Source organism: Sphingomonas sp. S2M10, from assembly GCF_012650175.1.
In the GTDB taxonomy this organism is placed as follows: Bacteria; Pseudomonadota; Alphaproteobacteria; order Sphingomonadales; family Sphingomonadaceae; genus Sphingomonas.
Map to the genome: position 1 here is coordinate 137083 of NZ_JAAILI010000008.1, position 13269 is coordinate 150351.

A 13269-nucleotide genomic window follows, 5' to 3' on the forward strand; every position below is an offset into this window, starting at 1 on the left:
GCACCGGCGCCGCGATCCAAGCGTGCGCCGGCGCGTGGCGTTTGAGCAACAAACTGTCGGAAAAGCGTTCCAAGGCGAACCATCTGCTAGCATATATGAAACCAGTTTCTCTATTTGGTATTGTATACCGATAGAACCTATGACAGCATCCCTTCTGTGCCGTGACAGACATATGACGCGCTGCACAATTCATGGAGAGCGGCGCACCGGCGCCTTGCGGGGGATGCATCGATGGGACTGGATCGACGCGAAGCATTGAAATTGGGACTTGCAGGCGCGGCGGCGCTGCCCAGCGCGGCTGCACGGGCACAAGCCGAAGCGCCGCGTGCGCTGATTGTCTCCACCTGGGATTTCGGCGCAGCGGCCAACGCCGCCGCCTATGCCCAGTGGAAAAAGACCGGATCGCTGATCGACGCGGTGGAAGCCGGCGGCTGGGTGCCGGAAGCCGACGCCGAAAATCATTCGGTCGGCTTGGGCGGCTATCCGGACCGAGACGGCCATGTCACGCTGGACGCGATCATCATGGACGACCGCGGCAATGTCGGCGCCGTGGCGGCGCTGGAGGACATCCTGCATCCGATTTCGGTCGCGCGGCGGGTCATGGAGAAGACGCCCCACACCTTCCTCGTCGGCGAAGGCGCCCGTCAATTCGCGCTCGAACAGGGGTTTCCCAAGGCTCGTCTGCTCACGCCCGAGGCGGAAGCCGCCTGGCGCGACTGGTTGAAGACGGCGAAATACAAGCCGATTGCCAATATCGAGAACCAGCGGGGTTCGTCGCTGGATCACGACACGATTGGTATTGTCGCCTGTGATGCCAATGGCCGTCTGGCCGGCGCCTGCACCACGTCCGGCATGGCGTTCAAGCTGCGCGGCCGGGTGGGCGATTCGCCGCAAGCCGGTTGCGGGCTGATGGTGGAGCCCGATGTCGGCGCCGCAACGTCCACCGGTGTGGGCGAGGAAGTGACGCGGATCGCTGGTTCCGCCCGGGTCGTGTCGTCAATGCGCGCCGGCATGGACCCGATGGAGGCCTGCCGCGAGGCCGTGCTGCACATCGCCAAGCTGCGCGGCGATGCCGTGAAGGACGCGCAGGTCGCGTTCCTCGCCATCGACCGTCACGGCCGCGTCGGCGCCTACGCGCTGCAGCCGGGCTTTACCTATGCGGTTACCGATCTTGCCGGGGCGACCAAGGTTCTGCCGGCGCAGAGCTTGCGCGCGGCAATCCGCAGCTGATTTCTGGGAGGGAAGACTATGACGTTCAAGGTACCACTGCTGCATTCCGCCGCGGTCGCGGCAATCGCTGTCACCGGCCTGTACGCGGCCCCCGCGCTTGCTCAGACGGACGACGGCCCGGCCGAAATCGTCGTGACCGGCATCCGCAAGAGCATCGCGGACTCGATCGAGACCAAGCGCAAGGCCAGCTCGATCGTCGAAGTGCTAAGCGCCGAAGACGTCGGCAAGATGCCCGACAAGAACGTCGCGGAGTCGCTGTCGCGCCTGCCCGGCATCACGGTCGACCACCAGTTCGGTGAAGGCGAACAGCTGTCGATCGCCGGCGTCGAGCCTGCGCTGAATCGCTTGACGATCGACGGTCACTCGGTCGCTTCGGCCGATTGGGGCGGCAATCCGTCCGACCGTTCGAGCCGCACCTTCAACTATTCGCTCCTGTCGCCGTCGATCATCAGCCAGGCAGTCGTTTACAAGACGCCGGAAGCCCGGCTGCAGGAAGGCGCGATCGGCGCCAGCATCGACGTCGTTACGCGCAAGCCGCTGGATCTGAAGCCGAACACTATCGCCGCGACGGGCGGTTACGAATATAATGGTCGCGTCGAAAAGGGCAGCGTGCGCGGTTCGGCGCTGTACAGCTGGCACAATGATGCCGGCACCTTCGGCATCCTGCTCGGCGGCAACTACGACAAGCAGCAGCTCGCCCGCGCAGGCGTCGCCAGCTATTGGTATCGTACCGGCGATGCGCTGCTCGCGGATGCCCCCCCGACGGCCACCATCAACGGCAAGGCGATCAGTTCGCTCACGGATGCCGAGAAGACCGCCTTCGGCAACGCCCGCTACGCATCCTTTCTGGCCCGCGAATATTTCCGCCAGGAGCGCGAGCGCATCGGCTTCAACGGCGCTGTTCAGATCAAGCCCACTGACAACCTGACGCTGACCGGGACCGCGATGGTGATCCGCGGCAATTACGACAACGTCTCCAATTCGATGTACACCTATGGCTTCGAAGGCTCGCGGATGACCGCTGCGACCTACAAGCCCGGTGTCGACGGCAGCCCGGGCGTCGTCACGTCGGCGACCTTCGCCGGCATCACCAGCGGAACGGGAGCGACCGGCCAGCTCGACACCAATTATCGCCGGACCCGCGTCAAGAACGACAGCTATGCACTGCTGCTCGACTGGAAGCCGGGTGGCTGGGAAGTCACCGGGAACGCGGGCTACACCAAGGCTTCGGGCGGCAAGAACCCGGAATATCTGCTCGACTTCCGCACGCAGCAGGGCTTCACCGCCGGCGCGGACGGACAGAACACCGTCGTCAACTGGCAGAGCCCCGCCAGCGACGGCAGCAAGTGGCTGAGCAATTACACCGCAAATGGTGGCGAGACCATCACCGCGCCGGATGGCCGCACGTTCTTCGGTCGACAGATCGGCGGCATCCCCACCCAATCGGGCTTCACTGCCGACAAGGAATGGTTCGGCGAACTCAACGTGAAGCGCGACGTGAACTGGGGTCCGGTCACGACGCTGTTGTTCGGCGGTCGCTACACCAATCACACCAACAGCAATACAAGCTATACCAACGCGATCTACACGGACCAGAACTTCACCGTCGCGGACCTGAACCCAACGATCCGCCCGGCCAGCCTGTATGACGGGTTGGGCACGAGCGGCAACGGTGTTCCCTTTGTGGGCCTGGATCAGGATGCGATCATCGCTGCGTTGAAGAAGTACGGCAATTTCGCGATCGATCGCGGCCTGTCGCAGGGTGATTACTGGCTGGTGCGGGAGAAAACCGCTGCGGCCTATGTCCAGGCGAACTTCGAGTTCGGCAAGTTCCGCGGCAACATCGGCGGCCGCTTCGTACATACTGGCGACCAATCGAACTACTATGTCTCAAGCCAGAATACCGCCGGCGCCACGGTCTACACCCTGACTCGGACGGACACCGACGACAACCGCTTCCTGCCGGCCGCCAACCTTATCTACCAGGCGGGAGACCAGGTGGTACTGCGCGGCTCGATCGCAAAGGTCATCGCACGCGTTCGGTACAGCGACCTTGCAGGCTCGCTGTCGCTCGACGACAGCACGCTGAGCGGCAGCGGCGGCAACCCGAACCTGAAGCCCTATGCGGCAACCAATTTCGGTTTTTCGACCGAATGGTATTTCGCACCCGGCAGCTTCCTGGCGGGCGAAATCTTCTACCGCGACATCTCCAACTATGTCGGCAACGAAGTGGATGATGGCCCGGATGGAAATGGTGTCCCCATCCTCAACACCGCTACGGGCAGGACGCTGAACTATTCGATCAGCCGCCCGGTGAACGGCGGCAAGGCCTCGGTCACCGGGTTCTCGGTGTCCGGCAACGCCAACCTGCTTTGGGGCTTCGGCATCCAGGCGAACTATACGTTCGCTGACGCCGAGACGCCGAACTCGGCGAACGGCCTGCCGTTCCTGTCGCGCAACACGGTGACGATCGCCCCTTATTTCGAAAAGGGCCCGTTCCAGGCGCGCGTCAGCTACAATCGCCGGTCCAAATATTTCTACCGCATCGGCCGCCTGCAGTCGCAGGACTACACCGCCGCCTATCGTCAGCTCGACGCCCAGATCTCGTACAATCTGAACAAGGCGATCTCGTTCACAGCCTCCGCCTCGAACCTGCTGGACGAGACCTACTACCAGTACAGCTCCACGCCGGACGCACCGACCTCGATCTACAAGAACGGCCGCGTCTTCTCGCTGAGCGCAACGCTCCGGATGTAACCGGGCACAAAGGGCGTGTCGGCAAGGCCGGCACGCCCCTTCTTTCGCGCGTCGCACGCACGCGCCAGTCACCAGTGAAGTAAAGGGGATTTCATGCGTATCATTCAAAAGCTGCTGGTGACCACCAGTTGCTTCGCCGCGCTGATCACAGCACCCGCGATGGCACAGGATAGCGCGCCGTCGGACGACGCCGCCGCGTCGGCAGGCGACGCGATCGTCGTGACCGGATCGCGCATCATCCGCCCCAACACCGCCGCAGCGGCACCGGTCACCTCGATCACCGCAGAGACCATCAAGCTCCAGGCCGCCGTCAACATCGAGGACGTGCTGAATCGCCTGCCGCAGGTCGCGCCGGACGCCCAGCAGAACTATCAGGATTCGGATGGTCGCCAGCGCATCAAGCTGCGCAACCTCGGTTTCGAGCGCACGCTGGTGCTCGTCGACGGCAAGCGCCTCGGCACGATGAACGGTCTCGACCTCGGCATGATCCCCACGGCACTGGTCAAGCGCACCGACGTGCTCACCGGCGGCGCCTCGGCGGTCTATGGCTCGGATGCGGTTGCGGGCGTCGTCAACTTCGTGATGGACCGCGACTTCACCGGCATTCGCCTCGACGGCAACTACAACTTCTACGTCCACCAGAACACACCCGGCCTGATCTCGCAGGTGGCACAGAACTACAACTTCGCCCAGCCGGCCCGCGGTCTCGCGGTCGACGGTGGCCGTGCGGACATCGCGCTCACGGTCGGCAAGAAGCTGCTGGACGATCGCCTGCACCTGCAGGCCTATGTGAACTATCGCCAGGGCGATCTCGTCCCCTATGCGGCGCGCGAGACCTCCGGCTGCCAGCTGATCCAGTCGGTGAAGGACGGCCCGCTGAGCTGCACCACCTCCACCTACACCAGGACCGGCTATGTCTCGCCGCTTTCGGGACCGAACAGCGGCAGCGCCTATGTCAACAACCCGGACGGCAGCCGCAGCTTCGTGCCCTATTCGGACGCGCTGGCCGCCAACCCCTATGACGGCTATTCCTTCCAGCGCAATTCGCACCGCTGGAACGCCGGGGGCTTCGCCCAGTTCGAAATCTCGGAAGCCGCGACGCTCTACACCGATGCGATGTGGTTCCGCGACAAGTCGGTCAACCTGTTCCCGGCGCGCGTCTACAGCTACACCGCGATCGGCGACACGCCCTATATCGTGAAGTGCAACAACCCGTTCATGTCCGCGGCCCAGTCGCAGACGATCTGCGGAACCGCCGCGGGTAGCAGCACCGCGGTGCCGATCGAGCTACGCTATCGCTTCTCCGGCGTGCCCGATGCGGAGGACACCTATATCAACCAGGGCCTGCGGATCAGCAGCGGCATCCGCGGCGCCTTCGCCGATGGGTGGAGCTACGATGTCGGCGGCGTCTACGCGCGCAACAAGCAGAACTTCACCACCGCCGCGCTTGACTATAGCCGCCTCAATCGATCGCTCGACACCACGCTCGTCAACGGCGTTGCGACCTGCGCCTCGGGCACGGCGGACGGCTGCCTGCCCTTCGATCCGTTCAGTGCCAATGCCGCGACCAACAATGCCGCCCTGTTCAACTATCTGACTCAGGGTACCTACGGCACAACGACCACGGTCAACACCCTCTACCAGGGCGTGGCGACCGTGCAGGGCGACCTCGGCAAGATGGGCATCACCAGCCCCTTCGCCGAACAGGGCGTCGCCATCGCGTTCAGCGCCGAGTATCGCGAAGACAAGCTGGAGAGCTATGCGGATCCGGTCTACCGGAGCTTCAACGGCGGCAGCAACGCCAATCTTGGCCAGCATGTCTGGGAAGGCATGACCGAGCTTCAGGCCCCGATCATCGAGCACAAGCCGTTCGCCGAGACGCTGCAGTTCAACGGCGCGTTCCGCCTGTCCAAATACAACACCAACCCGAAGACCTTCTCGACCTGGAAGACCGAACTTGTCTGGGCCCCGGTGCGGGATATCACCTTCCGAGGCTCGGTAAACCGGGCGCAGCGCGCGCCGACGGTGGTGGAGGCGAACCAGGGCGCCAATATCAGCTATGGCCGTATCACCACCGCCTATAGCGATCCGTGCGCACCGACGATCGTCAGCACCACCATCGATCCCAACACCGGCCAGCAGGTCCCCGTCTACGGTGCCCCGCAAGCCTCGCGCGAGGCGTGCCGGGCGACCGGTCTTGCCGACAATCTTTACGGCAGCGCTACCCTGCTCTGCCCCACCGACGTCGGTTGCACCTATCGCAGCGGCGGCTTCACGGTGGATCCGGAGACGGCCTACACCAAGACCTTCGGTGTCGTGCTGCGTCCTCGCTTCCTCCCGGGCCTGACGCTGTCGGCGGATCGGTACCTGATCGATCTCAACAATTCGATCGGCTACAATGACTATTCCTATTTCTCCGCCGGCTGCGCGCAAACCGCGAGCGACTTCTTCTGCAAGGCGTTTGTGCGCAATGCGGACGGCACGCTGTTCAGCAACCCCAGCACCAACCCGACCACCGGCTTCATCCGTCAGGGCACGACCAACTACTACAAGTCGAAGGCGCATGGGTGGGACTTCCAGGCGCAGTACACGCTCGGCCTCGGCGATCGTCTCGGCAAGCTGGACTTCGACTTCAATGGGTCGCTGGCGACGCTGCTCGGCGGCCAGGATTCGCCGATCCTGCCGGTGAAGGACTGTTCGGAGGGCTATTTCGGCGACAATTGCGGTCAGTTCATTCCGAAATGGTCGCACACGCTGCGCACCACCTACACCACCGCGGATCAGAAGTTCCAGCTTTCGCTCAACTGGCGCTATCTGGGCCCGCTGACCAACACCACCAATTCGGCGGATCCCGCGCTGGGCGGCACGGCCGCAAATGCCCGGACGACCTTCTATCGCATTTCGCCGTACAATTACTTCGATCTGGCGGTGAACTTCCGCGTGAACGAGATTTACTCGTTCCGCATCTCGGCGAACAACCTGCTCGACAAGGATCCGCCGATCCTCGCCAATTCCTACAACTACGGCCTGTCGCGCAACAACACGCTGTCGGCACGCTATGACTCGCTGGGCCGTCAGGTCGCAGTGGGCGCTACCGTCAAGTTCTGATCTTTCTCCGTTCCCAAGCCCTCGTGCTCGCCCACTCCCGTGGGCGAGCACTTTTTTTTTGCCATGCGCCGGGCAAGCCGCGCCCGCGCTTCCGGCTTGACCCGGAACGCCAAAGCCCGCAGATGCACGGCCAGCACCAGCGCCGGTTTAGCTCAGCTGGTAGAGCAGCGGTTTTGTAAACCGAAGGTCGCGGGTTCGATTCCTGCAACCGGCACCATCCACCTTTCCACAGACATTCAAGGGCATCCAAAACTGGCGGATTTGCGTGGGTTTTGGCGGTATCTGATCCACCCAAATCCGGATCGATCCATTGGAACCCGGGGCCCTTGGCGGTATATTTGACGGTATCAGCACTGCACCAGCGGAGGAGATACCGTCATGCTCACCGATGCAGCCGTCCGTCGAATCAAACCACGGGACAAAGCGTTCAAAACCCAGGACATGCACGGCATGTACCTCCTCGTTCAGCCTGGCGGCGGTCGGTACTGGCGATGGGACTATCGTCACGACGGCAAGCGCGGCACGGTGGCGCTGGGCGTATATCCTAACGTCTCCCTAAAGGAAGCGCGCGAGCGCCGAGAGAACGCCCGGAAGCTGCTCGAGAAGGGCATCAACCCCTCCTCCTATGGCAAGCTGACCCGAGGAGTCGGCAGCATTTCGGCCGGAGATACGTTCGCGACCGTCGCCGACGAATGGCTGAAGAAGAACGAGGCGGAGGGGCGAGCGGCGAAGACCCTCGAGAAGCTGCGGTGGCTGATCGGTTTTGCCAATCCGCTGATCGGGGCTCGACCAATCGGGGATATCAGCGCGCCCGAATTGCTCACCGTATTGAGGACCGTGGAGGTTCGGGGCCGCTATGAGACGGCACGACGTCTCCGCAGCACCTGTAGCAGCGTCATTCGCTACGCGATCGCCACCGGACGGGCGCAGAGAGATGTGACCGCCGATCTTCAGGGCGCCCTGATCACGCCGAAGGTCAAGCATCATGCCGCAATCATCGAGCCCGACAAGGTCGGCGCGCTCTTGCGCGCCATAGACGGGTACGAGGGCCAGCCATCGGTTGCCTTGGCGCTTAGGATCGCCCCACACGTTTTTGTGCGTCCGGGCGAACTACGCGCCGCTGAATGGGCAGAGTTCGACCTTTCAGCGAAGGTCTGGACCATTCCCGGCGAGAAGATGAAGATGGGCCGCCCACATCGCGTTCCCCTCTCCAAGCAGGTGCTTGCGCTTCTGGCGGAGCTTCGAGAAATGAGCGGCAGGTCGAAACTCCTGTTCCCAAGCGTCCGGTCAGACGCTCGCCCCATCTCCGACAACACCATCAATGCCGCCCTACGCCGGCTGGGGTACGACAAGACGCAGATGACTGGCCACGGCTTCCGCGCAATGGCCAGCAGTCTCCTTAACGAGAGCAGGAAGTGGCACCCGGATGCGATCGAGCGGCAGCTCGCGCATGTCGAGAACAATGACGTCCGCCGCGCCTATCTCCGCGGCGAGCATTGGGACGAGCGGGTTCGGATGCGCGTGCCATACGTCGCCTTCGTCATCGACACCTATGCTCGGCGGATCGTCGGCTGGCGGGCCAGCAGAACGGCGCATGCCGGCTTCGTCCTCGATGCCTTGGAACAAGCGCTTCACGATCGCCGGCCGACCCATCGGGGCGGCCTCATCCATCATAGCGATCGTGGCTCGCAATATCTGTCTATCAAGTACACCGAACGCCTCGCCGAAGCCGGGATCGAGCCATCCGTGGGCAGTGTCGGCGATAGCTACGACAACGCTTTAGCCGAGACGATCAACGGCCTCTACAAAGCCGAGGTGATCCACCGGCGAGGGCCGTGGCGCAGCTTCGAAGCCGTCGAATATGCCACGCTCGAATGGGTCGACTGGTTCAACCATCGTCGGCTGCTCGAGCCCATCGGCAACATCCCGCCTGCCGAAGCCGAAGATCAATATTATGCTGCCGCAAGCAACCTCGATATGGCAGCGTGACTCACAAACCAATGCCTCCGGCAGACCCGGCGCGGTTCACAATGACGTTCACCGCCCCCGATGACGGGAGGGCAAGCTACGGCGTCGATACGCGATGGACCGGCTGATCGCCTGTCTCCTTTCCGGCATTGGCGCCGGCACCTCGACGAGATGTAGGTCAAACTGAACGGCGAGATGATCTACCTGTGGCAAGCCGCGGACCACGAGGGCGAGACCCGTCAGCAGGGCATATGACAAAGAGGCTTCGCTGGCCTTCTTGAAGAAGGGATTGAAGCGCCATGGTTTTCCCGAGGCGATCGCGACAGAGGGCCTGCGCTCCTAGCGCGTGGCGATGAACGATCTTGGCAATGCCGAGAAGTATGAGGTTGGTTGCTGGGCCGACAACCGGGTGGAGACGGGTTCGCATTAGACTGACAGCAGCGCTGGGATGCTTGAAGGTCTTGAGTGTCCCCTACCGACGGAAGCTGACCTTCGACGCCGGGTCTGCGAACGATCGCTTTGTCCCAGGATGAGCCGGCATCTCCCTACCAGAATGCGAAATTCGGCATCGACGGCTGGCGACCAGAGCCGGTCGCTCGGCGATTGGGCTTTGAGTGGCAGCCTTTACTAGAAGCTGTCCGTCGGCGTCGCGTGAGACTGTCAGGCGGCAACGCGCCTTAGTCTCAGTGGTTGAATGCCGGCGCTGCGGGGCCGACAACCCACTTCGGCGGTGCTGGAATTTCCGCCGTCAAGGATATTTTGCTATCAACCTCACGACCTCACTTGCTGATTTGATCATGGTTAACTAGCTTCAGCAAATCTTATCTGCGGTTCTTGCTCGGTCTGGTCGGACATCGCGTCTAAACCTAAAATACGTCGGAGTGCGGACTGACCAGAATAAGCTGATGACGGCTTCTAAATACGCATGTGATTCCTTAAGGGGGGGGGCAAGTGACGCAGGCGAAGTTTGATTTTGCGGTCGTTGTTGCGCTCAGCGAAGAAGCTCAATACTTTAGAGACTTTGCCGCGTGTGGCGATCCCTTTCAGGTGGGAGGCTATACCGCTTGGCCGATCGTTGAAGAATCATGGGACGCTTACGGTAAAGGCGTGCTCGTCATGTCGGGCGACATGGGCGTCGACCGCGCCCGAACTTCTACCGCTGCCGTCGTCGCCGAGTTGAAGGTCCGGCTGGTTGCCAACGTCGGGATTGCCGGCCGGATTGCCGACTGGCTCTCGATCGGGGACATAGTCGTCACTCGCGAAGTGCTGGACTTCTGCACGGGTGGTAAAATTGCGGGGAATCTCGCTCGCCCCCTCTACGAGCATCGTCCTAAGTCCAAGCCTGTCACCAGCTCACTAGTCAACCTAGCAGAGACCCATCTTCAAAAAGACTCCCGGCTCATGGCCTCGATAAATCTGGACCTCAAAAAGCGCTTTCCAAATCCTGTCCTGTGGCCGAACGGCCTGATCAAGCTCGCCGTGGCGCCGTTGGCTTGCACGCCGTTCGTGGTTGCCAACGAAGAATTCCGTAGGTCGTTCGCTGACGCACATCGTAATGCCGCCGCCCTCGAGATGGAATCGGCGGGTGTCATGACGGCACTGGAAGGCACGGACGTCGAGTTTGTGAGCGTTCGCGGCATTTCTGACGGTGCAGATTTTCATAAGGCCGAGCTGGAACTCAGTTTCAGTGACGAGAACAGGCGATTTGCGCTTGTATCAGCATGCTCTGTGCTCGAAGCGATGCTTACGCTGCGCGTAGATCAAAAAGAGGCTCAATCGCCTGGCGCGGGCATTTATGTCTATCCGCCTGATCAACCTCTGCCAGCTTCCATTCTCGACGAGATGGGTAGCTACGAGTCCCTTTTCTCCAAACTTGTCCAAGGACCGGCTCGCGAGTTCGTCCCCAACCCGATCGCGGCAATAAGTCGCCACCTGCGGTCTTCGGAATATCGAGAGGCGGTCGTCCTACTTGGCGGAAAGGGTGCCGGAAAGACGACGCTGCTTGGGATGATCCAGGCTGAGGCATCGCGATCCACCCAAGATGACGAGGCGATTCCGGGATGCCTCTCGATCCTCATCAAGATTGGTGATCTCGAAGCCTGGAGTAATGGCGTACTCGACGAGAAGCGAACACGAAGCCGCGTCATTAGTGCTTGCCAGCGACTTCGAAATATCATGTCTACCGCACACGATCCCGTGATTGTTCTGGTCGATGGCCTCAGTCAGGCAGCGTCGCAACGGACATCTCATGTCGCAGAACTGATCAGAGAAGCTTCGCGCAGCAAATATACGAGATTGCTGATAGCTACTGAAAGCGAGATCGAATTCCGTAGCTTGTACAGCCGGATCCCTCTTCAAAGCGAGACGGCTTACAGCATAGTTCCACTCGAGATCGATCATAAAGACGCCGCGACACTCATCGAAGATTTTGCCAAAATTAAGGGCGATAAATCTTCCGTCCAAATTTTAGAGGATATGAAGCGGAAGGATGTCCGCGCGATCGACATGTTCGTCCTTTCGTTGTTCTTCGGCCCGTTCGGTAAATTTGCTTACAGTGGCCTGACTTCGCTCGCTCAGTGCTATGATCTCTATTGCAAGAGCGCGTTGGCTGGCGACGGAGATCGGGAAATAGCGGCCGAGGTGAGCCTGAACGATGCCGCGCAAATTGCCTATGGCATAATGATTACCCGCAATGTCGAGCTTGCTCATCTCAATGAGCGAAATATAGCGAAGCTCGTTGCCAGCCATTCGTCGATCACGAGCTATCTTGTCGCCCGTCATATCATAAACGTATTGCGGGGCGCGAAGAAGTTAGACACGCGCGCCCGCGGAAAACCGCAAGACGTCGGCCGGCAGGTCAACCAGGAACTGGGAAGACAGCTCAACTATGTTTTTCCGGCCGATGTGAACAGCTTTACGAAGCAGATCATGCAGGCCGATCGAGATGCCGAGCGCGAAGTTATCGAAGTCATCAAGCAGCGATACCGGTCGATGCCGACGCTGGCGAAGTCCCATTTTGCCTATCTTGCCGGCCGTGTCCGCGAAGACCGCGCTGCCGAGATGCTCCAGCTTTTGGACAAGATTGAGACAGAAGCTGCCCGACCGATGGCTCCCCTGACGATCCATGCTCGGATGCTAAGGCGCAGCATCTTCATCAGCCGTTCCATGCTCAGCAAGACCATGGAGCCGGCGATCCAATATGCCAACATACTCCTGTCGGATGTCGAGGAGTCCGAATTCAATCGGGGGTTTCACCTCGAATATTATGGCGACAAGGAATACGAGCCGAACAGCTTCATGACGAGCCAGGACAATGGCGCGTCGTCCTGCAGCAAGACTGTTGCTAAACTTCTGGAGCGGATCACCGCCAAGTCGCGCGACCTCCCGCCGTTGATTGAATTGCTAACGCTCCTATCGCTCGTACAGGTGCGCAATCTGAATGGAACTCTGCGGAATTCCCACCGCACCGCGGTCAAAGCGTTGCTCGGTGGACCGCAGCTTCGCGAGATCCACCTCTTGCCCCCCAATATCCGCGGCTTCATCGAACGCGTCGAAGAGGATCTCGGGATGGACAGCTTCCGGCTGTCTACCGTGCGCGAAGAATGGTCGGCTTTGTCAAAGATCGAACGGACTGGCTGGTTACGCCGTCGTCGGGATGCCCTCGGCGATCATGCGTTGTTCTGGCAGGACGTGCGCGTCGAGAGTGTTGCAGAGCATCTGGTCGGCGTGCTCGGCCTTGCCGAGATTTTCCTCGTTACCAACCCACCCGACGGCCCCGAGAAATACGACAAGCGGCGCGTGATCGAGATGATCCTCGTCCATGACCTCGCCGAGTCCCGTCTCGGTGACCAACTCCCGAAATATAACGATGCCAAGCAAGAGGAAGTCGCGCTCTGGAAGTACGGAGCGTTCGCGACCTATCGGGGAATCGGCGACCTCTGGCGCGTTCCGATCCTTCTCCAGGAGTTCAACAAGGGCGAAACTGATTCCGCGAAGGTGGCGAGAGACCTCGATCGTCTACAGTTCATTCTACAGGCTCGCACTTACGCAGCGGGCATGTCGGACGACGAACTCGCAGCCTGTGAGAATGCCAGCCAAAACATTTTGACGAGCACGGTTCGCGCGATCGAGAGAATCGTGGCCGGACCCCTGCCACCCGCTCGATTTCAGACGCCGCCTGGTAAGCTAGACTAGCGGCCAGCTAAG

Annotated in this window: 4 protein-coding genes, 1 tRNA gene and 2 pseudogenes; all 7 read left to right on the top strand. The window is 61.2% G+C overall.

All coding sequences use genetic code 11. The features are described from left to right. Positions 1 to 231 precede the first annotated feature (231 nt). The 7 genes and pseudogenes from S2M10_RS02160 to S2M10_RS02185 all read left to right on the top strand — a co-directional run bounded on the left by S2M10_RS02160 (position 232) and on the right by S2M10_RS02185 (position 13257). Positions 232 to 1230 carry a N(4)-(beta-N-acetylglucosaminyl)-L-asparaginase gene (locus tag S2M10_RS02160; RefSeq protein WP_168844645.1) on the top strand — a complete coding sequence of 333 codons (999 nt, stop codon included), beginning with the start codon at positions 232 to 234 and terminating at the stop codon, positions 1228 to 1230. An 18-nt stretch (positions 1231 to 1248) separates the two neighbouring features. Next, complete coding sequence (locus tag S2M10_RS02165) at positions 1249 to 3987, top strand: TonB-dependent receptor (RefSeq protein WP_168844646.1); 2739 nt, start codon at positions 1249 to 1251, stop codon at positions 3985 to 3987. 93 nt (positions 3988 to 4080) lie between these two features. Next, a complete protein-coding gene (locus tag S2M10_RS02170) occupies positions 4081 to 7095 on the top strand; it encodes a TonB-dependent receptor (RefSeq protein WP_247650564.1) in 3015 nt (1004 codons plus the stop codon). A 141-nt stretch (positions 7096 to 7236) separates the two neighbouring features. Continuing rightward, a tRNA-Thr gene (locus S2M10_RS02175) sits at positions 7237 to 7312 on the top strand. Positions 7313 to 7473: 161 nt separating this feature from the next. Further along, positions 7474 to 8568, top strand: a pseudogene (locus S2M10_RS02180) (integrase arm-type DNA-binding domain-containing protein); the annotation flags it as partial. Between the two features lie 54 nt (positions 8569 to 8622). Then, positions 8623 to 9084: pseudogene (locus S2M10_RS22365) on the top strand (DDE-type integrase/transposase/recombinase); the annotation flags it as partial. A gap of 930 nt (positions 9085 to 10014) precedes the next feature. Beyond that, complete coding sequence (locus S2M10_RS02185) at positions 10015 to 13257, top strand: HD domain-containing protein (protein ID WP_168844648.1); 3243 nt, start codon at positions 10015 to 10017, stop codon at positions 13255 to 13257. The last annotated feature ends 12 nt before the right edge of the window (positions 13258 to 13269 follow it).

Coding starts and splice junctions, on each gene's coding strand:
- S2M10_RS02165 (WP_168844646.1), top strand. CDS start 1,249: ATGACGTTCAAGGTACCACTGCTGCATTCCGCCGCGGTCGCGGCAATC.
- S2M10_RS02170 (WP_247650564.1), top strand. CDS start 4,081: ATGCGTATCATTCAAAAGCTGCTGGTGACCACCAGTTGCTTCGCCGCG.
- S2M10_RS02160 (WP_168844645.1), top strand. CDS start 232: ATGGGACTGGATCGACGCGAAGCATTGAAATTGGGACTTGCAGGCGCG.